21 protein-coding genes are annotated in these 23,475 nt (G+C 64.0%); 10 read left to right on the plus strand and 11 right to left on the minus strand.

Annotated elements, in window-relative coordinates; all coding sequences use genetic code 11:
* Positions 1 to 27 precede the first annotated feature (27 nt).
* Positions 28 to 1,332 (minus strand): nicotinate phosphoribosyltransferase, encoded by a 1,305-nt coding sequence (pncB, locus tag EJ069_RS22745; RefSeq protein ID WP_126063219.1) that lies wholly within the window; start codon positions 1,330 to 1,332, stop codon positions 28 to 30.
* A gap of 292 nt (positions 1,333 to 1,624) precedes the next feature.
* Complete coding sequence (gene gcvA, locus EJ069_RS22750) at positions 1,625 to 2,608, minus strand: transcriptional regulator GcvA (RefSeq protein ID WP_126063220.1); 984 nt, start codon at positions 2,606 to 2,608, stop codon at positions 1,625 to 1,627.
* Between the two features lie 216 nt (positions 2,609 to 2,824).
* On the opposite strand from gcvA, the gene speB reads away from it, so the two are divergent.
* The 4 genes from speB to EJ069_RS22770 all read left to right on the plus strand — a co-directional run bounded on the left by speB (position 2,825) and on the right by EJ069_RS22770 (position 6,282).
* On the plus strand, positions 2,825 to 3,880 hold the full coding sequence (speB, locus tag EJ069_RS22755) for an agmatinase (protein WP_126063221.1): 1,056 nt from the start codon (positions 2,825 to 2,827) through the stop codon (positions 3,878 to 3,880).
* A gap of 155 nt (positions 3,881 to 4,035) precedes the next feature.
* Positions 4,036 to 4,836 (plus strand): transporter substrate-binding domain-containing protein, encoded by an 801-nt coding sequence (locus tag EJ069_RS22760; RefSeq protein ID WP_126063222.1) that lies wholly within the window; start codon positions 4,036 to 4,038, stop codon positions 4,834 to 4,836.
* Positions 4,837 to 4,972: 136 nt separating this feature from the next.
* Positions 4,973 to 5,641 (plus strand): amino acid ABC transporter permease, encoded by a 669-nt coding sequence (locus EJ069_RS22765; RefSeq protein ID WP_126063223.1) that lies wholly within the window; start codon positions 4,973 to 4,975, stop codon positions 5,639 to 5,641.
* The gene (locus EJ069_RS22770; RefSeq protein WP_126063224.1) at positions 5,638 to 6,282 is read left to right on the plus strand and encodes an amino acid ABC transporter permease; all 645 of its coding nucleotides are present in this window, start codon (positions 5,638 to 5,640) and stop codon (positions 6,280 to 6,282) included. Before EJ069_RS22765 ends, EJ069_RS22770 begins: the two co-directional genes overlap by 4 nt.
* 40 nt (positions 6,283 to 6,322) lie before the next feature.
* Here EJ069_RS22770 and EJ069_RS22775 read toward each other — a convergent pair whose 3' ends face one another.
* Positions 6,323 to 7,726, minus strand: a complete 1,404-nt coding sequence (locus tag EJ069_RS22775) for an MATE family efflux transporter (RefSeq protein WP_126063225.1) — start codon at positions 7,724 to 7,726, stop codon at positions 6,323 to 6,325.
* A 246-nt stretch (positions 7,727 to 7,972) separates the two neighbouring features.
* Here EJ069_RS22775 and EJ069_RS22780 point away from each other — a divergent pair, with 246 nt between their 5' ends.
* From EJ069_RS22780 to ugpC, 6 genes are all read left to right on the plus strand, one after another.
* Complete coding sequence (locus EJ069_RS22780) at positions 7,973 to 8,890, plus strand: AraC family transcriptional regulator (protein ID WP_126063226.1); 918 nt, start codon at positions 7,973 to 7,975, stop codon at positions 8,888 to 8,890.
* Between the two features lie 238 nt (positions 8,891 to 9,128).
* Entirely contained in the window at positions 9,129 to 10,403 is a 1,275-nt protein-coding gene (locus EJ069_RS22785; RefSeq protein WP_126063227.1) for an extracellular solute-binding protein, read from the plus strand.
* A gap of 101 nt (positions 10,404 to 10,504) precedes the next feature.
* Complete coding sequence (locus tag EJ069_RS22790) at positions 10,505 to 11,371, plus strand: sugar ABC transporter permease (RefSeq protein WP_126063228.1); 867 nt, start codon at positions 10,505 to 10,507, stop codon at positions 11,369 to 11,371.
* A gap of 11 nt (positions 11,372 to 11,382) precedes the next feature.
* Complete coding sequence (locus tag EJ069_RS22795) at positions 11,383 to 12,195, plus strand: carbohydrate ABC transporter permease (protein WP_126064844.1); 813 nt, start codon at positions 11,383 to 11,385, stop codon at positions 12,193 to 12,195.
* 14 nt (positions 12,196 to 12,209) lie between these two features.
* Positions 12,210 to 13,256 (plus strand): NAD(P)-dependent alcohol dehydrogenase, encoded by a 1,047-nt coding sequence (locus tag EJ069_RS22800; protein WP_126063229.1) that lies wholly within the window; start codon positions 12,210 to 12,212, stop codon positions 13,254 to 13,256.
* Positions 13,257 to 13,259: 3 nt separating this feature from the next.
* Positions 13,260 to 14,351 carry a sn-glycerol-3-phosphate ABC transporter ATP-binding protein UgpC gene (gene ugpC / locus EJ069_RS22805; protein WP_126063230.1) on the plus strand — a complete coding sequence of 364 codons (1,092 nt, stop codon included), beginning with the start codon at positions 13,260 to 13,262 and terminating at the stop codon, positions 14,349 to 14,351.
* Here the strand turns inward: ugpC and EJ069_RS22810 are convergent.
* The 8 genes from EJ069_RS22810 to EJ069_RS22845 form a co-directional block, all read right to left on the minus strand.
* Positions 14,348 to 15,934: an FGGY-family carbohydrate kinase gene (locus EJ069_RS22810; protein WP_126063231.1), complete on the minus strand. Its 1,587-nt coding sequence runs from the start codon at positions 15,932 to 15,934 to the stop codon at positions 14,348 to 14,350. The two genes, ugpC and EJ069_RS22810, sit on opposite strands and share 4 nt — an antisense overlap.
* Positions 15,931 to 16,614, minus strand: coding sequence for an HAD family hydrolase (locus EJ069_RS22815; RefSeq protein WP_126063232.1), 684 nt, complete (start codon positions 16,612 to 16,614; stop codon positions 15,931 to 15,933). Before EJ069_RS22815 ends, EJ069_RS22810 begins: the two co-directional genes overlap by 4 nt.
* A 121-nt stretch (positions 16,615 to 16,735) precedes the next feature.
* On the minus strand, positions 16,736 to 18,214 hold the full coding sequence (locus EJ069_RS22820) for a mannitol dehydrogenase family protein (RefSeq protein ID WP_126063233.1): 1,479 nt from the start codon (positions 18,212 to 18,214) through the stop codon (positions 16,736 to 16,738).
* A 167-nt stretch (positions 18,215 to 18,381) separates the two neighbouring features.
* The gene (locus tag EJ069_RS22825) at positions 18,382 to 19,152 is read right to left on the minus strand and encodes an L-iditol 2-dehydrogenase (protein ID WP_126063234.1); all 771 of its coding nucleotides are present in this window, start codon (positions 19,150 to 19,152) and stop codon (positions 18,382 to 18,384) included.
* Between the two features lie 10 nt (positions 19,153 to 19,162).
* Positions 19,163 to 20,167 carry an ABC transporter ATP-binding protein gene (locus EJ069_RS22830; RefSeq protein ID WP_126063235.1) on the minus strand — a complete coding sequence of 335 codons (1,005 nt, stop codon included), beginning with the start codon at positions 20,165 to 20,167 and terminating at the stop codon, positions 19,163 to 19,165.
* A 45-nt stretch (positions 20,168 to 20,212) separates the two neighbouring features.
* Positions 20,213 to 21,037: a carbohydrate ABC transporter permease gene (locus tag EJ069_RS22835; protein WP_042637460.1), complete on the minus strand. Its 825-nt coding sequence runs from the start codon at positions 21,035 to 21,037 to the stop codon at positions 20,213 to 20,215.
* 13 nt (positions 21,038 to 21,050) lie between these two features.
* Positions 21,051 to 21,923: a sugar ABC transporter permease gene (locus EJ069_RS22840; protein WP_042637461.1), complete on the minus strand. Its 873-nt coding sequence runs from the start codon at positions 21,921 to 21,923 to the stop codon at positions 21,051 to 21,053.
* A 144-nt stretch (positions 21,924 to 22,067) separates the two neighbouring features.
* Positions 22,068 to 23,378 carry a sugar ABC transporter substrate-binding protein gene (locus tag EJ069_RS22845; RefSeq protein ID WP_042637462.1) on the minus strand — a complete coding sequence of 437 codons (1,311 nt, stop codon included), beginning with the start codon at positions 23,376 to 23,378 and terminating at the stop codon, positions 22,068 to 22,070.
* Between the last annotated feature and the right edge of the window lie 97 nt (positions 23,379 to 23,475).

Raw genomic sequence — 23,475 nt, forward strand, 5'->3', positions numbered from 1 at the left:
GCTCGACGATGCCACAGGGAGCCGCCCTCACACCTTCACCAGATGCTCCACCCTTCCCTTCTCGCCAAAGATCCTGAGATAGCGCTTGATCTCCTTCTCATCCCCGGTCGCCTTGGCCGGGTTGTCCGACAGCTTCACCGCCGGCCGCCCATTGGCTTCCGTCACCTTGCAGACCAGCGAGATGGCGTCGAGGCTGTCGGTCTCCGTCGGCGCGCAGCCTTCGAAATCGTTGGTGAGGTTGGTGCCCCAGCCGAAGGACATGCGCACCTTGCCGCGGAAGTGCCTGTAGGTCTCCTCAATGGTCTCGACCTCGAGGCCGTCGGAGAAGATCAGCAGCTTCTGCTTGGGGTCCTTGCCCCTCTTGCGCCACCAGTCGATGATCTTCTCGCCGCCCTCGATCGGCGGCGCGCTGTCGGGGCGGAAGCCGGTCCAGTCGGCGACCCAGTCCGGCGCGTCGCGCAGGAAGGAGTCCGTGCCGAAGGCATCGGGCAGCACGATCAGGAGATTGCCGCCATAATAGCGCTGCCAGTCCTGCAGCACCTTGTAGGGCGACTGCCGCAACTCCTCCTCGGAATTGGCAAGAGCCCCAAACACCATCGGCAGTTCATGGGCGTTGGTGCCCAAAGCCTCGAGGTCGTTGTCCATGGCCAGAAGCACGTTGGAGGTGCCGGTGAAGGCATCGCCGATGCCTTCCTTCAGCGCCTCGACGCACCAGCGCTGCCAGAGGAAAGAGTGACGGCGTCTTGTGCCGAAGTCGGAAATGCGGATGCCGGGCAGCGCCTTCAGCCGCTCGGTCTTGGCCCACATCTTGGCCTTGGCGCGAGCATAGAGCACATCGAGCGCGAAGGGGCCGAAGGAACGCATCGCAGCTCGCGAGCGCAGCTCGTTGATGATGGCCAAAGCCGGGATTTCCCAGAGCGTGGTGTACATCCAGGGGCCGGGGAAGGAGAGCACGTACTGGCCGTCGCGCCTGGACAGCTCGTAGGCGGGCAAGCGGAAATCCTCGAGCCATGCCAGGAATTCCGGTTCGAAGATCTGCTTGCGGCCGTAAAAAGTGTTGCCGCCCAGCCAGATCATCTCCTTTTTCGAAAAGCGAAGCGTGCGGGCATGGTCGAGTTGCTCGCGCAATTCTCCTTCGTCGATCTCGTCGGCCAAGCGCACCGAGGTTGTGCGATTGATCAAGGTGAAGGTGGCGTCGACCTTGGGATACATGCCCCAGATCATCTGCAGCATCAGAAGCTTGTAGAAATCGGTGTCCAGCAGGCTGCGGACGATCGGGTCCAGCTTCCAGGTGTGGTTGTAGACGCGCCGCGCTATATCAGTCTTTGCCATGCTTCCTCACCCCGAAGCACGACGCACTCAAACGCGGGCGCCACGCTTCAAGTCCTTGTTCGAGCAACTCCGGATGGAAGACCGTCGCGCGGTTTTCCTGGAATGCCTCAGCCAACTGCCTCTTAGCATTGTATTTTCGAACGCGCTCCCCGCTTTGCAAGCTGGCCCGACAAAAAGCAGCCATGCAAGTCCAGCCGTCAGGACAGCGCCCTGGCGCATTTTCACCGTTTCACGGAAACGGCGAAATGCTCCAGTTTTTTTGTTTTGACGCAATTCCAGACGGAAAACCGCTTCACACTTTTCCTGGAATTGCTTTGGCGCCGATAACCTTCAGCGCGGGACGTTTCCTGCGGCTCGGCACGCGGCCGGCCACGGGGGCATCGGCGCGGCCCTCGTCCTGCTCCTTCTCCGCGAATAGCCAGTCGATGAACAACTGGACGATCGGCGCCGAGCGCATCTCGTTGCGGCAGACGACGTAGAAATCGTCGACCGCCGGCACCGAGAGCGTGAAAGGCGCGACGAGCATGCCCCTGGCGAGCAAGGCGCGCGCGGTGACGGAATCGCCGAGCGCCACGCCATGGCCGTGCACGGCGGCCTCCGTCGCCATGCGCGCATCGCCCAGACGATGGCGGCGGCCGCGCTCGAGGTCGAGCGCGTCGGCGGCCGCCAGCCAGGTGTGCCATTCGCGGCCGTCGTCGCCATGTAGGAACACATGATCGGCGAGGTCTCGGACGCTGCGGATCGGCCGGTTGTTGATCAGTGTCGGACTAACCACGGGAAACAGCTCCAGCCCGGACCATTTGCGTATCCAGCAGTCGCTCCAGCCGCCGTCGCCATAATGCACGCAGATGTCAATGTCCGCGGCGCGGATGTCCTTGGGATCGTTGGACGGGATCAGCGTCAGCTGGATGTCGGGATATTGCGCCGTGAAGGAGCCGAGTCGTGGCGTCATCCACAACAAGAGCAGCGCCGGCACGCAGGAGACCGACAGCGTGCCGGCGCTCGCCGGCCGCGTCATGCGTTGCGTGGCGGCGGCGATGCCCTCAAAGGCGGCCGAGACCGCCGGCAGGAATTCGGCGCCATGCGGCGTCAGCTTCACGCGTTGGCCGGTGCGCTCGAAGAGTTTCACGCCGAGCGACTGCTCGAGCGCCTTGATCTGGTGGCTGACGGCGCCATGCGTGACATTGAGCTCACCCGCCGCCTTGGTCAGCGAGGCGTGCCGCGCCGTGGCCTCGAAGGCGCGCAGCGGGTTCAGCGGCGGCAGGCGCTTGGCCATGGAAGGGTTCCTGCTTTGTGAGATTTTCTCACAACCAAGACCCTAACAATATCAATTGATTTTTCAATGCCGCTGCCCGACACTTTTGCCCGGAACAGCTTCAAGAGACGTGGAATCCGCGAGGACAGCGAGCAACGATCCAGCCGGACAAGGGGCTGGATTTGTGGCCGGCTTGGCAAATCGTCCGTGCGGGCGGCAAGCACAGGAGGACCGGATATGGGTTACGATCGCGGCAAGCTCGAAGCGTTGCGCCGCAAATATGGCGAGAGCCATGGCGGCGAGATGTTCGACCCGAAATTCCGCAAGGTTGCCGACAAGATCTTCAACAAGTCGGGCACCCGCCTCGCCCCCTATTCCGGCATCCCGACCTTCCTCGCCGCGCCCTATCGCGAGATCGCCGCCGAGAACCCGGACTTCGGCGACCTGCAGGTGGCGATGATCGGCGTGCCGATGGATCTCGGCGTCACCAACCGGCCCGGCTCGCGCTTCGGGCCGCGCGCGCTGCGCGCCATCGAACGCATCGGGCCCTACAATCATGTGCTGGAATGCGCGCCGACGCATGAGCTTCGCGTCGCCGACATCGGCGACACGCCGTTCCGCAGTCGCTACCGGCTGGAGATCAGCCACGAGGACATCGAAAAGCGCACCAACCAGATCGTCGATGCGGGCGTGCTGCCACTCTCGGTCGGCGGCGACCATTCGATCAGCCATCCGATCCTGAAGGCGGTCGGCAAGAAGTCGCCCGTCGGCATGATCCATATCGACGCCCATTGCGACACCAGCGGGCTGTTCGACATGACCAAGTTCCACCATGGCGGCCCTTTCCGCAACGCGGTGCTGGACGGCGTGCTCGATCCGTCGCGAACCATCCAGATCGGCATCCGCGGCTCGGCCGAATATCTGTGGGAGTTCACCTACGAGTCCGGCATGACGGTCGTGCATGCCGAGGAGGTGACCGGCCTCGGCATCCCGGCGATCATCGAAAAGGCGCGCAAGATTGTCGGCGAGGGGCCGACCTACATCTCCTTCGATGTCGACAGCATCGATCCGGCCTTCGCGCCGGGCACCGGCACGCCGGAAGTCGGCGGGCTGACGACGCGCGAGGTGCTCGAACTGCTGCGCGGCCTGAAGGGCCTCAACATCGTCGGCGGCGACGTCGTCGAGGTGGCGCCGCAATACGACTCCACCACCAACACCGCCCATGTCGGCGCGCAGGTGCTTTTCGAGATTCTCAGCCTCATGGTGTTCAGCCCGGCGATCAAGAAAGGCTGAGATTTCTTAATTTCACGCAATTCCGGACGGAAGCTATGGCGAAGTCGCCAAGCCTAAACCGCGTCACACTTTCCTGGAATTGCTTAGCCAATACGGCCGCCGCGCTGGAGCCGGCGGCCGGACGCAACAAACAAGCTTCCAGCAGGGGAACAACAATGACTCTTCGCAACGCACTGAAATCCATAATCACAGCAGCGATGATGCTCGGCACTGCCGGCCTCGCTACTCAGGCGAAAGCCGACGCCGTCGACGACATCGTCAAGGCCGGCGCCATCAATGTCGGCATCTTCTCGGACTTCCCGCCCTTCTCCTCGGCCAGCGCCGATATGAGCATCAAGGGCTATGACATCGACGTCGCGCAGGCGATCGCCGATTCGCTCAAGGTGAAGCTCAACCTGGTCAGCGTCACCGGCCAGAACCGCATCCCGTATCTCACCGACAAGCGCGTCGATATATTGATGAGCGTCGGCTATTCCAAGGAACGCGAGCAGGTCATCGATTTCGCCGCCGCCTACGCGCCCTACTATATCGCCGTAATCGGCCCGAAAGCGCTCGCGGTCAAAGGCAAGGAAGACCTCGCCGACAAGTCGATCGCGGTCAACCGCGGCACGCTGGAGGATACGTCGCTGACCGAAGCGGCGCCGTCGTCCGCCGATATCCGCCGCTTCGACAACTACAATTCCGTCATCCAGGCCTTCATCTCGGGCCAGACGCAGCTGATGGTGGTCGGCAACGATGTCGGCGCGCAGGTGCTGGCCAAGCAGGATGTGCTGCAGCCAGAGCAGAAATTCCAGCTGCTCACCTCGCCTTCGCATATCGGCCTCAACAAGAATGAGGACCGGCTGAAGAAGGCGGTGAACGACGCGGTCGCCAAGATGCTCGCCGACGGCAAGCTGGACGAAAGCTCCAAGGCTTGGCTGAAGACGCCGCTCAATCCAGACAACCTCAAGGATTGATGCCGATCGGTTCGGCTCCGTACGGGGGCCGAACCCGCTCTCCCTCTTTGTTTTCTCGCAATTCCGGACGGAAAACCGCTTCACACTTTTCCTGGAATTGCTCTTGGGTCAGGCGCTTCCAACAAGGTCAATCGCCATGGGCTACAGCCTCGACTTCGGCTGGCTTGCGGGTGCGGCGGGCGTGATCGCGCGCGGCGCGGCGATGACGCTGCTTCTGATCGCCGTCACGACGTTCGCCGGCACCTTCCTCAGCATCCTCGGCGCCGCCGGAAAAAGAAACGGCCCGAAGCCGCTTCGGGCGGCGATCGGCGTCTATGTCGAGGTGATGCGCAACACGCCATTCCTGGTGCAGCTGTTCTTCATCTTCTTCGGGCTGCCCAGCCTTGGCATAAGGCTGGATCCAATCCTGGCGGCGATGCTGGCGATGACGCTCAACATGGCGGCCTACACGATCGAAATCGTCGGGGCGGGGCTCGACGCCGTGCCGCGCGGCCAGACCGAAGCCGCGCTGGCGCTTGGCCTGAGGCCCCGCCAGGTGTTCATCAAGATCGTGCTGCCGCAGGCGCTGAAAGTGATCTACCCGGCGCTGACCAGCCAGATCGTCATCATGATGCTGGAATCGGCCGTTGTCTCGCAGATCGCGGTGCGCGAGCTGACCTACGAGGCCGACATGCTGCAGGCCCGCACCTTTCGCGCCTTCGAGACCTATTTCGTCGTGACGATGGTCTATCTCGGCCTGTCGATGGGGCTGCGCCGGCTGCTGGTCAGCGGCGGCCGCCGAGCGCTCGGAGCCGGCGTGTCATGATCGAGTTCACCTTCTGGGACATCGTGCGCAACCTTCTGCTCGCCGCGCGCTGGACGGTGCTTTTGTCGCTCGCGGCCTTCATCGGCGGCGCGCTGGTCGGGCTGGTGGTGCTGTTCTTCCGCATCGCCCGGAATAAATGGGTGAAGCGGATCGCTTCGGGTTACATCGCGCTGTTCCAGGGCACGCCGCTTTTGATGCAGCTCTTCCTGATGTTCTTCGGCCTGCCGATGCTGGGGCTGCGCATCGAGCCGTGGACGGCGGCGGTGCTCGGCCTTACCTTCTTCGCCAGCGCCTATCTCGCCGAAATCTGGCGCGGCGGCGTCGACGCCCTGCCGCGCGGCCAGTGGGACGCCGGCGCCAGCCTCGGCCTGCACTATCTGCAGGAACTGCGGCTGATCATCCTGCCGCAGGCCTTCGCGATCACCCGCGCCCCCACAGTCGGCTTCCTGGTGCAGTTGATCAAATCGACGGCGCTGACCTCGATCATCGGCTTCGAGGAACTGGTCAGAACCTCCAACGCCATCAACAACGCGACTTTCGAGCCGTTCAAGGTCTACGGGCTGGTGGCGTTGATCTTCTTCGTCATGTGCTTCCCGCTGACGCAATATGCGCGGCGGCTGGAGCGGGCGGCGGTTCGTTGAACCGGCGAAAGGCTGCCGAGCGGACCGGCAGCCTTGTCGATCAATGCCCGAAGGCGAGCGCCGGCGCGATGCGGTCGCGCCTGAGCCAGCGCGCGAGCAGCAGCGCCGCGACCACGGCCAGCCCGGAGGCCAGGCCGATCCAGATGCCGACGCCGTTCAGGCCGAAATGGAATGCGAGCAGCACGCCGAGCGGCAGACCGACGCCCCAATAGCCGATCGCGGCATAGATCATCGGCACCTTGGTGTCGTGCAACCCGCGCAGCATGCCGGCGGCAACCGCCTGGGCGCCGTCGAAGATCTGGAACAGCGCGGCGAACACCAGGAACGACACGGCAAGCGTGATCACCCTGGCATTGGCCGGATCGCCGAGGTCGATGAAGGCGCCGATCAGCGCGTGCGGCCACAGAATCATCACCAGGCCCATCAGCGCCATGAAGGAGACGCCGATGACGAAGGCGGTCCAGCCGGCGCGCGACACGCCTTCCGGATTGCCGGCGCCATGCGCAAGGCCGACCCGGACCGTGGCCGCCTGGTTGAGGCCGAGCGGCACCATGAAGGAGATCGAGGCGATCTGGATGGCGATGGCGTGGGCTGCGAGCGAGTCCGCATCGATCAGGCCCATCAGCAGCGCTGCCGCATTGAAGATCGTCACCTCGAAGGCAAGGATGCCGGCGATCGGCAGGCCTAGCCTGAGCAGGCCGCGGAAGCGCGGCCAGTCGGAGCGCCAAAAGCGGCCGAACAGCCGGTAGCGGCGGAATTTCTTCTCGAGCATCACCACCGCCGCCAGGCCGATGAACATCAGCGTGCTGGACAGAGTGGTGGCGAGACCGGAGCCGGCGATGCCCATCGACTTGACGCCGAGATTGCCGAACATGAACACCCAGTTGAAGAAGGCGTTGCAGGCGACCGCGACGAAGACGATGATCAGCGCCCAGCCCGGCCGCTCCAGCGCCGAGATGAAGGAGCGCAGCACGATATAGCCATAGAAGGGCAGCACCGCCCATTGCAGCCAGTGCAGATAGATGCCGGCCTGATGCGCGAGCTCCGGCTTCTGGCCCATGGCCAGAAGCACCTCTTCGCCATGCGAAAGAAATATCCAGATCGGGAGAGAGATCAGGATCGCCAGCCACAGGCCCTGGCGCACGGTGCGGCGCAGGTCGCGCACCGAATGGCGGCGGCGGCCGAGCTCGGTCGCCATCATCGGCGAAGTGGCCAGCATCAGGCCCAAGCCGAAGATCAGCGGCATGAAATAGAGGTTGGAGCCGAGCGCGCCGGCGGCAAGCGTGTCCGGCCCGAGCCGGCCCATCATCATGACGTCGGTCGCGGTCATCGCGGTCTGGCCGAGATTGGTCAGCACCATCGGCCAGGCGAGCGCTACCGTCGCCCCGATTTCCTGACGCCAAAGGTTTTCCGGCGCGAGGGCGCCGGTTTCGATCGCAGACATTGTTCCGCTCTTTCAGAACACGGCGCGTCGGCAAAAAAGGGCCGGAAGCCGTACACAATGGCGCAAAATGGCGCCATTTGCGTCGCCTTGTGAACGAAACGCGACATGTTGGCAAGGGAGGAGGCCGGCTTAGCGATTGATCCAGGCGGAGCTGCGATTCCCCCCCGCCTCCTTCATTTGCCGGCCGCAGGCTGCTACGGATGCCCCCGGGCATGCGCAGCCGGCGCGCCATGCCGGGAGGAATGGATGCCGTTCAGGCGCAGAAAGAACACGGCCGCGATTCCGCGCACGGCGCCCGCCTTCGAGCACATCGTCACGGAGGCGAGCGAGAGTTTCCTGTGGCGGCTGGACGATTATCCGTGGGAGCGCAATGTCTGGAATTTCCATCCGGAATACGAGATCCATCTTCTGCGGAAATCGTCGGGCGTGGTGCTCGTCGGCGACCATATCGGCGAGTTCGGGCCGGGCTATCTGACCATCGTCGGCGGCGGGCTGCCGCATGACTGGGTGACGGCGGTGCAGCCGGGCGAGCTGATCGAGGGCCGCGATATCGTGCTGCAATTCGATGCCGAACGGCTGCGTGGCTCCTCGGGGCTGCTGCCGGAGCTGCGCGAGCTGGAGCCGTTCCTGGAACGCTCGCTGCGCGGCATGGTCTTCCACGGCCAGACGGCGCTCGACGGCGCCGAGCTTATGGAAAGAATGGGCGAGGTGCACGGGCTGGCAAGGTTCCGCATGTTCCTCGAGCTGCTCGGCCTTCTGGCCACCACCGACGAATACGCACTGTTGTCGTCGCCGGATTTCTCCCCGCTTCTCGATGCGGAGTCGCTCGACATCATCCAGCGATCGCTCACGTATCTGTTTCAGCATTTCGCCGAGGATCTGAAGCTGCCGGACGTGGCCGCCTTGGCCGGCATGAGCGAAAGCAGTTTTTCCCGCTTCTTCCAGAAGAACACCGGCAACTCCTTCAGCGACCATGTCGCCAAGCTGAGGCTCTGGCAGGCCTGCAAGCTGCTCGCCGATACCGAGATCCCGATCACCGACATCTGTTTCCAGGTCGGCTATATGAACATCTCGAACTTCAACCGCGCCTTCCTGCGCAAGCACAAGATGACGCCGTCATCCTACCGCAAGCTGTCGCGGCAGCGGCTGACGCTAAGGGTGTGACACAGCCGATATCCGCCCACTTCCGATTGCACTGATACTCGTGTGACGGGCAGACTCTGCCTGCGCCGTTTTTTGCGCTGCACAATGCATAAAAGTACAGGTCTGCTGCAAGGGGGCTTCTAGTCTCGCCTCTTCCAACTGCTCATTTTGGCGACGGGTGGCAGGTCAGACGGGCGACGGTCAGGGTCGCTTGGCCAAGGATCTGCCGCTTCGCGACTGTTCCTGGAGGAGAAAATCAATGAAATCATATCGGCTCGCTGCCAGCCTCGGCGCAGCGTTCGTGCTTACCGCTTCCGTGTCAACCGCAGCACTTGCCCAGGCGCCGGTCTGCTCGGCCCCGGTCAAGGTGCTGGCGCAGCCGCGCGACGGGCTGACGCTTCTGGAGGACTCGAAGGACGAGTTCAAGAAACTCTCCGGCGCTTCGTTCCAGATCGACTATCTCAACGAGAACGACCGCCGCGCCAAGTCGCGCGCCGATGCTTCCACCGTCGGCAATTACAACGTCTACTATGTCGACGAGGCCAATGTGGCGCTGTTCGCCTCTTCAGGCTGGATCGCGCCGCTGACCGATTATTACCCGGCTGACTACGACTATGCCGATTTCGATCCGGGCCGCCAGAAGGTCGCCACCTATGACGGCAAGGTCTGGTTCGCGCCGCTGACCGGCGGCGGCGACTTGATGGTCTACCGCAAGGACGTGCTGGAGGCCGCCGGCATCCAGCCGCCGAAGACGCTGGACGAACTGATCGCCGACGTCCCTAAGCTGACCAATGCCGACAAGGGCATTTACGGCATCGCGCTGCGCGGCGCGCGCGGCTCGGGCGCCAATGTCTGGCGCTGGATGCCGTTCTTCAAGGCCTATGGCGGCAAGTGGTTCGACGGCGACAAGCCGGCTTTCAATTCGGACGCGGCCGTGAAGGCGACGGAGACCTATCTGAAGCTGTTCAAGGACTCGGCGCCCGGCACGCAGACCGGCAGCTGGGATGAATCGACCGGCGCATTCCTCTCCGGCCAGGTCGCCATCCTCGTCGAATCGACGCCGCTGTCGGGCATGGCGGTCGACCCGAAGACCTCGCAGGTGGTCGGCAAGGTCGGCTTCCTGCCGCCGCCCTCGCCGCTGCCCGGCGGCGGCTACGGCCATGGGCTCGCCATCGGCACCAAGGCCAATGCGGACGACGCGGCGAAGAAATGCGCCGGGCTGTTCATCGCCTGGGCGACGTCGAAGGAGAACGAGAAGCGCCGGCTCGATGCGCATCAGTTCGGCGAGTTGAACCGCACCAGCGTGCTTTCCAGCAAGGAGTTCGCCGACATCTACGGCGCCGATCTCGGCCAGGCGCTGGCCGAAACCGGCAAGGTGACGGCGGTGAACTTCTGGCAGGATCCGCGCTGGCCGGATCTCGGCGACCGCTGGGGCATCATCCTGGAAGAACTGGTCACCGGCACGCGCACCGACATCAAGGGCGGCCTCAACGAGCTCGAGGCCTATGCCAACGACCTGGTGAAGAAGAAGTAATCCTCCCGCCCGCGGCGCGCGGTTCGCGGCATTCGAAGGAATGCCGGGATCCGCGCCGCGGGTTTCATATCAGCGACCACGTTACCTCCCGAGGATAGGCAATGCGCCGACGCTCTTCCCTGCCGGTCACATTTCTGGTTCCCACCCTCGCTATCCTGCTGGTGCTGTCGATGGTGCCGACGCTCTACGCCATCGTGATCGCGCTGCAGAATCGCGAGCTGAGCGCGCCGGGCTATTCCTGGGTGTGGTTCTCGAACTTCGCCGATCTCTTCAGCGACCGCCGTTTCCTCAACGCCGTCTGGGTGTCGGTGAAATGGGAGATCGTCACCGTCGTCGCGACCATGGTGGTGGCGATCGGGCTCGGCGTGCTGATGTTCGAGGTCGCCTCGCCACAGCTGCGCAATTTCTACTGCCTGCTGTTCATCATCCCGGTGCTTTTGCCGCGCGTCTCGGCCGCCTTCGTCTGGAAGTTCGCCTATCACCCGCTCTACGGCATCGCCACCTATCCCTACCGACTGATCACCGGCGGGTTGATCTTCGATCCGCTGTCCAAGCCCGGCTCAGCGCTCTTCGCCGTCGCTTCGGTGGACGTGTGGCAATGGGGGCTGTTCTTCGCCGTCATCGTGCTGAAGCTGCTCGAAACCTTGCCGCCGCAGCCGATCGAGGCGGCCAGGCTCGACCACGCCAAGCGCTGGCAGATCCATGCCTATGTGACGCTACCAATGCTAAAGGCGCCGCTGATCAGCCTGATGTTCGTCAAGATGATCGAATCGCTGCGCTCCTTCGACCTGATCTATGTGATGACGCGCGGCGGACCGGGCGTGGCGACCGAAACGCTCGACATGTATGCGTTCTCGCAGGGCTTCATCGAGTCCGGCAAGGTCTCCTACGCTTCGGCCATGGCGGTGCTGATGATGATCGCGACCGTCATCACCTTCACCATGCTGTGGAAGCGGGTGCAGGCATGAAGCAGTATCGGATGAGACCAGGCCGCCTGATCGCGAAAACCATCCTGGCGCTGGCCGGGTTCCTCGCCGTGTTCCCGCTTCTCTGGACGGCGCTCAATGCGCTGAAGAACAATGTCGACATCATCACGCGCGTGCCGAAGGTGGTCTTCACGCCGACGCTCGCCAATATCAGCTATATCCTTGGCCGTGACAGCGTGCTGACCGGGCTCTACAACTCCGCGGTCGCCTGCGGCGCGGCGGTGCTGATCGGCATCGTGCTCGGACTGCCGGCGGCCTATGCGGTGGCGCGCTATCCCAACCGCTTCGCCGGCGACATCCAGTTCTTCGTGCTTTCGCTGCGCTTCCTGCCGCCGGTGGCCGTCGCCATCCCGCTGATGGTGACCTGGCTGCAGGTCGGCCTCTACGACACGCTTCCCGCGCTGATCGTCACCTACTCGCTGCTCACCATCTCCGTCATCATGTGGCTCGCCATCCCCGCTTTCCAGGGCGTGCCGAAGGAGATCGAGGAGGCGGCCTTCGTCGACGGCTACGGCGCCTATTCGGTGTTCTGGCGGATCGCGCTTCCGGTCGCGGCGCGCTCGCTGATCGGCGCCATCGCCTTCAGCTTCGTGCTGGTCTGGAACGAGTTCCTGATCGCGCTGATGCTGTCGAGCTCCAACGCCAAGACGCTGCCGATCGTGGCTTCGGAGCTCTCCCAGCAAGGCATGAACGTGCCCTGGGGCATCCTCAATGCCTCGGTGGTGCTTCTGTCGCTGCCGCCGCTGCTCTTCCTGGGCGTGCTCAGCGGCTTCCTGAATTCCGTTTTCCGGCAAAAGAAAAGTTGAAGTGAGGATACCCGATGCGGGCACTGGTGCTTGAGAAAAAAGGCGAACTGTCGCTGCGCGAGATCGCGCTGCCGCAAGACGTCGGACCGGACGATGTTCGGATCGCCATCCACACGGTCGGCGTCTGCGGCAGCGACGTGCATTATTACACGCATGGCGCCATCGGCAGCTACATCGTGCGCCAGCCCATGGTGCTCGGCCACGAGGCCTCGGGAACGATCGTCGAGGTCGGCGCCAATGTCACGAGCCTGAAGGTCGGCGACCGCGTCTGCATGGAGCCGGGCGTGCCGAATCTTTCATCGCGCGCGACGAAGCTCGGCATCTACAATGTCGACCCGAACGTCCGCTTCTGGGCGACGCCGCCGGTGCACGGGGTGCTGGCGCCCTACGCCGTCCATCCGGCGGCCTTTACCTACAAACTGCCGGACAATGTCTCCTTCGCCGAGGGCGCGATGGTGGAACCCTTCGCCATCGGCATGCAGGCGGCGGCGCGCGCCCGCATCGTGCCGGGCGACGTCGCCGTCGTCGTCGGCTGCGGCCCGATCGGCATCATGATCGCGCTCGCCGCGCTGGCGGGCGGCTGTTCCAAGGTGCTGATCTCGGACTTCTCCGCGCCGAAGCTGGAGATCGCCGGCCAGTATCCGGGCATCGTGCCGGTCAATGTCGGCGAGCAGTCGCTGGTCGACGCGGTGCGGAGCGCGACCGACAATTGGGGCGCCGATATCGTGTTCGAGGCGAGCGGCAGCCCGAAGGCCTTCGCCAACCTGTTCGACATCGTGCGGCCGGGCGGCGCGGTGGTGCTGGTCGGGCTGCCGGTGGAGACGGTCGAGCTCAACGTGCCGGCGGCGATCTCCAGGGAAGTGCGCATCGAGACCGTGTTCCGCTATGCCAACATCTTCGACCGCGCCTTGCAGTTGATCGCCTCCGGCAAGGTCGACCTCAAGCCGCTGATCACCGGCACCTATGATTTCTCCGAAAGCATCAAGGCGTTCGAGCGCGCCGCGCAAGGCAGGCCGCAGGACGTCAAGCTGCAGATCCTGCTGACCGGCGAGAAGGGATAAGGCATGTCCGCCATCGTTTGCTCCCATGTCGACAAGGCCTATGGCGCCACGACCGTCATCCGCGATCTCAACCTCGCGATCGAGGAGCATGAGTTCGTCGTGTTCCTGGGGCCTTCCGGCTGCGGCAAGTCCACGCTTCTCAGGATGCTGGCGGGGCTGGAAGACATCAGCGGCGGCGAGGTGTCGATCGGCGGCAAGGTGGTCAACGATCTCGAGCCGGGCGACCGCGGCATCGCCATGGTCTTCCAGAATTATGCGCTCTATCCGCATATGACGATCTTCGACAACATCGCCTTCGGGCTGAAGCGCCAGAAGGTGCCGGCGGCCGAGATCAAGAAGCGGGTCGAGGCGGTCTCGAAGACGCTTGGGCTGGAGCCCTATCTCGGCCGAAAGCCGACCGAGCTTTCCGGCGGCCAGCAGCAGCGCGTGGCGATCGCGCGCGCCATGATCAAGACGCCGAAAGTGTTCCTGTTCGACGAGCCGCTCTCCAATCTCGACGCCAAGCTGCGCAACCATATGCGGGTCGAGATCGCGAGATTGCACCAGTCGCTGAAGACCACCACCGTCTATGTCACGCACGACCAACTCGAGGCGATGACGCTTGCCGACCGCATCGTGCTTCTGAAGGACGGCGTGATCGAGCAGATCGGCTCGCCGGCGGAGATCTATCGCCGCCCCGACAATCAGTTCGTGGCCGGCTTCATCGGCACGCCGAACATGAATTTCATCGAGGCGACGGTCGGCCGCAAGGGCGATGGCTGGACGCTGACCGGCGCGGGGACGGTGCTCTCGCTTGAAGGCAGCGCTTTCGACCTGCGGCACGGCGATCGGGTCGTGCTCGGCATTCGGCCTCCGGATCTCAAGACGGCAAACGGAGGCGCAGGCAACATCCTGCAAGGCACCGCCGACCTCCTCGAATTCCATGGCAATGACGCGCTGGTGACGTTCGGCTCGGGCGGCAAAGAGATCAGCGCGCTGGTGCCGGCCCGCGAATGCCCGGAGTTGCGCGCGCCGGTTCGCTACAGCTTCGATGAAGAAAGCATCCATCTGTTCGACGCGGAGACCGGCAAGTCGCTGCGCAGCAAACAGGTTTAGCTGATCGCGTCGAGCATCTGCCGCTGGCGGTGCATTTCGAGGAAGATGCGGTAGTCGCGGTCGAAGCGGGCGCCGGCTTCCTTGTTGGGCGCGCGCGTCTTGCCGCCCTGCTGCATGGCGACGCAAGCCGCGTTGAGGTCGGGGTAGAGCCCGGCGGCGGTCGCCGCCACCATGCCGGTGCCGAGCAGCACCGCCTCGTCGGCCAGCGGCTCGACCACGGTGCAGCCAGTGGCGTCGGCGTAGAGCTCCATCAAGAGCGGGTTCTTGGTGTGACCGCCGGTGACATGCAGCGTGTCGATCAGATAGCCGTTCTCGTTCAGCGCCTCAAGCACATGGCGCACGCCGAGCGCGATGCCGACGGCTGTGCGCCAATAGAGCTTGCACAGGCTGTCGAAGGAAGAATCGAGCGTCAGGCCGCTGATGACGCCGACGGCGTGCGGGTCGGCGAGCGGCGAACGGTTGCCGTGGAAGTCCGGCAGCACATGTAGCCTGGCCGCCAGCGCATCGCCCTCCTCGGCGCGCAATTCGGCGACGCGCCTGGCGATCTTCATGTGCATGGCAGCGTCCGGCTCGCCGCCCGCGCCATGCCAGCGGATGATGTGGTCGAGCAGGGCGCCGGTGGCCGATTGGCCGCCTTCCGACAGCCACAGCGTCGGCAAGGCCGCGCCGAAATAGGGGCCCCAGACGCCAGCGAAAGGCTGCGGGTCATGCGACATCGCCATGACGCAGGACGATGTGCCGGCGATCAGCGCCAGGTGCCGGCTGATGTTCTTCTCGTCGCCGGCAAAGCCGCCCAGGACACCCAGCGCGCCGGCATAGGCATCGATGACGCCGGCGCCGACCCGGCACTGGTCAGTCAGGCCGAGCTCGGCGGCGGCCTTGGCCGTCAGCGGACCGATATCGGAGCCGACCGGGCTCGCCTTTTCGGGCAGATTGCCGTGCTCGAACAGATCGCCGAGACCGACGAGCTCGAAGAAATCGCGCCGCCAGCTTTCTTCCTCATGCGCGAGATAGGTCCATTTGGCCGTCAACGTGCATTGCGAGCGGGCGAGCGAGCCTGATGCCTTCCAGGTCAGGAAATCGGCGAGGTCGAACAGATAGCCGGCTTCATTCCATGTCTTCGGCAGATGGCGCTTCAGCCACATCAGCTTCGGCGTCGCCATCTCCGGCGACATCACGCCACCGATATAATCGAGCACGGCATGGCCGCTTTCCGTGCATTCATCGGCCTCGGCGATGGCGCGGTGATCGAGCCAGACGACTGTGTCCCAGCGCTTCTCGCCGGTGACCGAGACGCTGATCTGGCCGCCTTGCCTGTCGCGCGCGACCAGCGAGCAGGTGGCGTCGAAGGAGATGCCGGCGATATCGCCGGCGGCAACGCCAGACTTTTCGAGGGCAGCCCGCACCGATTTGCACACCGCCGACCAGATGTCCTCCGAATCGTGCTCGGCATGATCGGGCTTGGGCTGGTGCATGGCGATCGGATGATCGGCACGGGCAAGCAGGTTGCCGCGCGCGTCGAGAATGCCCGCGCGAGCGCTCCCGGTGCCGACATCGACCGCGCAAACGAAACTCTTCGTCAAGATGCTTTTACTCTCGCTCCCAGGCCTGCAATCAGATCGGGCAATTGCAGCATGTCAGCGAATATAGAGTCCGGTTCGGTCGACGCAAGCCGGGCTTTCAAGCCGGGATTTCCGGCATGCGAGCCGCCGGTGAAGGCAAGGACGCGCATGCCCGCCGCGCGCGCCGCGGCAACACCTGCCGGACTGTCCTCGACGACCAGGCAATTGCGTGGATGCGCCCGCATGGAGGCAGCGGCGTGGAGGAAAAGGTCGGGCGCCGGCTTGCCGCGCTTGACCATGGTGGCGCTGAAGATATGCGGCTCCAGCAGCGGCAGCAGGCCGGTGACGTCGAGCGCGTAGCGGATGCGTTCCAGCGTGCCGGACGAGGCGACGCAGCAAGGCAGGCCGAGCTTCGGCAGCACCTCCTTGATGCCCGGGATCGGCTTCAATTCCTCGCGGAACTTGCGCATCAGGTCGACGCGCATGGCGGTGAGATGCTGGTCGCTGATCTCCAGCCCGAACTCTTGTCCGAGGATCTCGCGCACGCTTTTCATGCTCTTGCCCAGGAAATGCTCGTAGGCGGCGTCCTCGCTCACCGTGCCGCCGGCGAGCTCGATCATGCCGAGCAGCGCCGACACCGAAAGCGCCTCGCTGTCGACCAGCACGCCGTCACAGTCGAAGATGACCAGCTCAGGCGTCATCGGGCAGGCTTCCGCTGGTTTAGATCAGGATAACGTCTCGTTGAAATCGTCACCCTGATCCAATTCTTTGTTGGAGCGTGATCTTTTCCGAAAACCGGTTCCCACTTTTCGGGATCACGCTCTAGAGCTTGCCGGCGAGATAGCGCGCCAGGGTTTCGCGCGCGCCGTTCGCCCACAGCACCTTCAGGGCATGGGCGAAGGCCTCGGCGAAGACGGGCGAGCGGCCGACATCGCCATAGATGTCCTCCATCGCCAGCCAGGTCTTGGGGTCGTCCTTCGCCGCCTTGGCGGTGGCCTGCATGCGGTCCCAGCTCGGGTCGTTGGGCTCGATGACGGCTCCGCTGTCGGTGGTGCCGAAGCAGTAACGGCACCACAAGGCCGATTCCAGCGCGAGGCCGGCGACACCTTCGCCCGCCTTCAGCCGGTCGGCGATGGTCGGGATGATGAATTTCGGCTGGCGGTTGGAACCGTCGAGGCATAGCCGGCGAATGGTGTCGCCGATCTTGGGATTGGAGAAACGGCGCTCGATGAGCTGGTAATAGTCCTCCAGATCGGTGTCGGGCACCGGCGGCACGGTCGGGATGATCTCGTCATGCTCGAGCTTGGACAGGAAGGCGCGCACCAGCGGCTCCTGCATGCCTTCGTGAACGAAATGGATGTCCATCAGGCCGGCCGGATAGGCTATTGTCGCGTGGCCGCCATTGAGGATGCGAATCTTCATCAGCTCGTAGGGCGAGACATCCTTGACGAACTGCACGCCGACTTTCTCCAGCGCCGGACGGCCGGCGGTGAAATGGTCCTCTAGCACCCATTGCTTGAACGGCTCGCAGAACACCGGCCAATTGTCCTCCAGGCCGAAATCGTCGGCGAGGATCCGGCGCTCGCGGTCGGTCGTGGCCGGCGTGATGCGATCGACCATGCCGTTCGGAAAGGCGACCTTGTCCTCCACCCATGTCGCCAGGTCCTCGTCGATCAGCCGGGCAAGGCCGATGACGCCGTCCGAGGTGACATGGCCGTTATGGGGGATGTTGTCGCAGGACATGACGGTGAAGGGCACGATGCCGTCGGCGCGCCGGCGCAGCAGGCCGGCAAGGATGATGCCGAACACGGTTTTCGGCACGGCGCCTGCTTGAGCGTCCGCAACGATGTCGGGATGGGCCGGGTTGAACTTGCCGGAGGCCGGGTCAATGAAATAGCCGCCTTCGGTGATGGTCAGCGAGACGACCTTGATCGCCGGATCGGCAAGCCGCTCGATAATCGCTGCCGCATCGCCAGGCGTCAGGAAATCGATCATGGCGCCGGTGACGCGGGCGCTCATATGGCCCTGGTCCTGCTCGACGACGGTGGTCAGCCAGTCCTGTTCCTGCAGCTTGGAGCGGCCGATCTTCTCGCCCTCGAACACGCCGGCGCCGATCAGCGCCCAGTCATGGCCCTCGCCGGTGGCGAACAGGTCGTCGAGATAGACCGCCTGGTGCGAGCGGTGGAAATTGCCGACGCCGAAATGGACGATGCCGGCCTTCAGGGCCGAGCGGTCGTATTTCGGACCGGCGACCTTGGCCGGCAGACTGGCGAGGTTCGAGGAGGAGAGTTTCACGGTCATCTCATTTTGCCCTTTGGCCGATCTGCAGCCCGACTGGTTTATGCCTCCTTCGGGAGGAGCGAGGATGAGGGGCAACAGCCGGTATTCCAGCATGCTGCCCCTCACCTGCCCCGCGACGCCTTCTCCGGAGGAAAAGAGAGAAGCGCCTTCCCCCTCAACTCATCCCATCAGCTCATCCATTGGCCGCCGTCGACATTGTAGGTCTGGGCGACGATGTAGTCGGCCTCGTCGCTGGCGAGGAACACGGCCATGCCGGCGAGGTCCTCGGGCTTGCCCATGCGGCCGTAAGGCACGCATTCGCCGACCAGGCGCTTCTTCTCGCCCTTCGGCCGGTTCTCATATTTGGCGAACAGCGCGTCGACCTGGTCCCACATGTCGCTGTCGACGACGCCTGGCGCGATGCCGTTGACGTTGATGCGGTGCTTGATTAGGTCGAGCCCTGCCGATTGGGTGATCGAGATGACGGCGGCCTTGGTGGCGCAATAGACCGCGACCAGCGGCTCGCCGCGCCGGCCTGCCTGGCTTGCCATGTTGATGATCCTGCCGCCCTTGCCACGCGCGATCATCGAGCGGGCGGCGGCCTGCAGCATGAACAGCGTACCGGCGACATTGACCGCGAACAGCTTGTCGTAGCTCGCCCTGGTGATCTCGACGATCGGCGCCAGGTCGAAGATCGCGGCATTGTTGATCAGCACGTCCAGCCCGCCGGTCTTCGCCTCGACCGCCTTCACCGCCGCCTCGATCGAGGACTGGTCGGTGACGTCGAGCCGGATCGCGTAAGCGGCGGAGCCGATCGCTTTCGCCGTCGCTTGCGCCGCGTCGAGGTCGATATCGGCAATCGCCACCGTCGCGCCTTCGCGCGCATAGGCTTCGGCGAAGGCCCTGCCGATGCCGCGCGCCGATCCGGTGATCAGCGCCGATTTGCCTTTCAGCCTCACTGTCCCGTCCTCACGCGGCCAGCGCCTTGCCGTCGGCGCCGAAGCGGTGAAGCTTGGTCTTGTCGGGGGTCAGGTAGACGGTGTCGCCATGCTTGACCGCGACCTCGCCGTCGGCGCGGACGTTGATGGTGCCGATGCCGTCCGCCTGGACATGCAGGAAGGTGTCGGAGCCGAGATGCTCGGCGACGCCGACCGTCGCCTTCCAGTCGCCGGACGAGGTCGAGATGTTGAGATGTTCGGGCCGGATGCCGATGGTCTTGGCGCCGTATTTCTCCGCCGGCGCGCCTTCGATCATGTTCATCTTGGGCGAGCCGATGAAGCCGGCGACGAAGAGGTTCTTCGGCGTCTTGTAGAGCTCCATCGGCGAGCCGACCTGCTCGATGTTGCCGGCGTTGAGCACGACGATCTTGTCGGCCATGGTCATGGCCTCGACCTGGTCGTGGGTGACGTAGATCATCGTTGTCTTCAGCTGCTGATGCAGCTCGCTGATCTCCAGCCGCATGGTGCCGCGAAGCGCGGCGTCGAGGTTGGACAGCGGCTCGTCGAACAGGAAGGCCGAGGGCTGGCGCACGATGGCGCGGCCGATGGCGACGCGCTGGCGCTGGCCGCCGGAGAGCTGACCCGGGCGGCGCTCGAGATAATTGGTGAGGTTCAAGACTCGCGCGGCGTCCTTCACCTTCTTGTCGATCGTCGCCTGGTCCTCGCCGGCCATCTTCAGCGGGAAGGCGATGTTCTTGGCGACCGTCATATGCGGATAGAGCGCGTAGGACTGGAACACCATGGCGAGCTTGCGCTTGGCCGGCGCCTCACGGGTGACGTCGCGGCCATCGATCGAGATCGTGCCGCCACTGGTGTCCTCCAGCCCGGCGATCAGCCTGAGCAGCGTGGACTTGCCGCAACCCGAGGGGCCGACGAACACCACGAACTCGCCGTCCTCGATGTTGAGGTCGATGTTCGGAATGATCGTCGTCGACCCGAAGGACTTGGAGACGTTCTTGAGCGTGATGTTTCCCATGGTTTCCTCCCGGGGATGGTCTTGGTCGTCCGCCGCTTGGGCGTTCTACTTCACGGCGCCAAAGGTCAGGCCGCGCACCAGCTGCTTCTGGCTGAACCAGCCCATGATCAGGATCGGCGCGATCGCCAATGTCGAGGCCGCCGAGAGCTTTGCCCAGAACAACCCTTGAGGACTGGAGAAGGAGCTGATGAAGGCCGTCAGCGGCGCGGCGTTGGTGGTGGTGAGCCGGATGGTCCAGAACGCCTCGTTCCAGGCGAGGATGATGTTCAAGAGCATGGTCGAGGCGATGCCGGGAACGGCCATCGGCGTCAGCACATAGATGATCTCGTTCCACAGCGAGGCGCCGTCCATGCGCGCCGCCTCCAGGATCTCGCCCGGAATCTCGCGGAAATAGGTGTAGAGCATCCAGACCACGATCGGCAGGTTGATCAGCATCAGCATGACGGTGAGGCCGATGCGGCTGTCGAGAAGCCCTGAGTCGCGGAAGATCAGGTAGATCGGGAACAGCACCGCGACGGCCGGCATCATCTTGGTGGACAGCATCCACATCAGGATGTCCTTGGTGCGCTTGGTCGGCGAGAACGCCATCGACCAGGCCGCCGGGATGGCGACGATGAGCGCGAGGATGGTCGAGCCGACCGAGAGCAGCACCGAATTGAAGAAGAACTTGAAGTAGCCGCTCTGCTGCTGAACCTCCGAATAGCTCTCGAAGGTACCGGACGGGATCAGGTTGAAGCCCTGGATCGCCTCCTGCTCCGACTTGAATGAGGTGATGATCGTATAAAGGATCGGAAAGAAGATCAGCAGGGCGACGACCCACGCCGCGGCCGTGGCGATGGTCTTGTGCTGGGTGGTGACTGCGCGGGCCATGTCAGGTCCTCCCTCACTTGTCCAGATTCTTGCCGACGGCGCGCATGGCGAAGAAGGCAACGATGTTGGCGAGAATGACGGCGATCACGCCACCGGCGGATGCCTGGCCGATTTTGAACTCCAGGAGCGCCTTCTGGTAGACGAGGAAGGGCAGGTTGGTGGAGGCGTAGCCCGGGCCGCCATTGGTGGTGACCAGGATCTCGGCGTAGATGGAGAGCAGGAAGATCGTCTGGATCAGGATGACGACGGTGATGGCGCGCGACATGTGCGGCAGCGTCAGATACCAGAAGCGGCTGAGGAAGCCGGCGCCGTCCATCTCGGCCGCCTCCTTCTGCTCGCCGTCGAGCGACTGCAAAGAGGTGAGCAGGATCAGCGTGGCGAAGGGCAGCCACTGCCAGGCGACGATCAGGATGACGGCGGTCAGCGGATGCTGGCCGAACCAGTCGATCGGCTGGGCACCGAAGAAGCGCGCGATATCAGCGAAGACGCCGTATTGCGGGTGCATGATCATGTTCTTCCAGACAAGTGCCGCGACCGGCGGCATGACGAAGAACGGCGAGATGACCAGGATGCGCACGATGCCCTGGCCCCAGATCGGCTGGTCGAGCAGCATCGCCAGAAGGATACCGCCGACCACCGTGATGACCAGCACGCTGACGACGATGGTGAGCGTGTTGAGGATCGAATAGAGGAAGGCCGGGTTGGAGTAGAACAGCGCGTAGTTGGAGAAGCCGACGAAGCCGTCACGCATCGGGTTCAGCGGATTGTATTGCTGAAACGAGAACCAGAGCGTGAACAGCAGCGGCACGATCATCCAGACGAACAGCAGGATCACCGATGGCGCCATCATGAAGCGGGCAAGCGAACGGGTTTGCTGAGTAGCCATGACGGTCACCCTCCCAAAATCAGCCGGATTTTCAGAGTTGCGCCCAGAATCTTCCCGGTTTTGAAGGGTGGCCGCCCGAACTGGGTTTCGGGCGGCCCCTTGCCGGTCATGATGGGCGACCGGCGTTCGGCACCGGGAGGAGCCTTACTTGATGTAGCCGCCTTCGGTCATCGCCGCGGTGGCTGCGTCCTGGGCCTGCTTGAGGGCGTCGTCGACGCTCGACTGGCCAGCAAGGGCGGCCGAGAAGAGCTGGCCGACGGTGGTGCCGAGACCCTGGAATTCAGGAATGGCGACGAACTGCACGCCGACATAGGGCACCGGCTTGACGGTCGGGTGCGTCGGATCGGCGGCGTTGATGGAGTCCAGCGTCATCTTCGCGAAAGGCGCCGCCTTCTGGTACTCCGGATTGGCGTAGAGCGAGGAGCGCGTTCCAGGCGGAACATTGGCCCAGCCTTCCTTCGAGGCGACCAGCTCGGCATAGTGCTTGCTGGTTGCCCAGGAGACGAACTTCTCGGCGGCATCGGCCTTCTGGGTGCCGGCGGGGATTGCCAGCGACCAGGCCCACAGCCAGTTGCCGCGCTTGCCGAGACCATTATCGGGCGCCAGCGCATAGCCGACCTTGTCGGCGACCTGCGAGGCCTTCGGATCGGAGACGAAGGACGCCGCGACGGTGGCGTCGATCCACATGCCGCACTTGCCCTGCTGGAACAGCGCCAGGTTCTCGTTGAAGCCGTTTGACGAAGCGCCTTCCGGACCGTCGGCCTTCATCAGGTCGACATAGAACTGCAGCGTGTTCTTCCACTCGGGCTGATCGAACTGCGGCTTCCAGTTCTCGTCGAACCAGCGGGCGCCGAAGGAGTTCGACATGGCGGTCAGGAAGGCCATGTTCTCGCCCCAGCCGGCCTTGCCGCGCAGGCAGACACCGTTCACGCCATTGGCGCGGTCGGTCATCTTGTCGGCGGCCTGCTTGATGAATTCCCAGGTCGGCGCGTCGGGCATCTTCAGACCCGCCTTCTCCATCAGGTCCTTGCGGTACATAACGAAGGAGCTTTCGCCATAGAAGGGCGCGGCATAGAGCTTGCCGTCGACCGACAGGCCGCCGGCGATGGCCGGGATGATGTCCTTGACGTCATAGTCGTCGCCGAGCTTGTCGAGCGGCAGCAGCCAGCTCTGCTTGGCCCAGATCGGAACCTCGTAGGTGCCGATGGTCATGACGTCGTACTGGCCGCCCTTGGTTGCGATGTCAGTGGTCACGCGCTCGCGCAGCACATTCTCTTCAAGCGTGACCCAGTTGAGCTGGATGTCGGGGTTGGCCTTGGTGAAGTCGTCCGTCAGCTTCTGCATGCGGACCATGTCGCCATTGTTGACGGTGGCGATGGTGATGGATTCGGCATGCGCGGCGAAAGCGAGGGCGCTGGCCGACAACAGGCCCAGGGTGAGCGTGCGAAGTTTCATCAAATTCCTCCCATAAACCAAGATGAGCATTTGCCTTGGCTTTGAGCAATTACTCACTTGGAGTGATTTATGTCAAGGCGGAATCGATGCTGCAGCG

Source organism: Mesorhizobium sp. M2A.F.Ca.ET.043.05.1.1 (assembly GCF_003952445.1).
Lineage (GTDB): Bacteria > Pseudomonadota > Alphaproteobacteria > Rhizobiales > Rhizobiaceae > Mesorhizobium.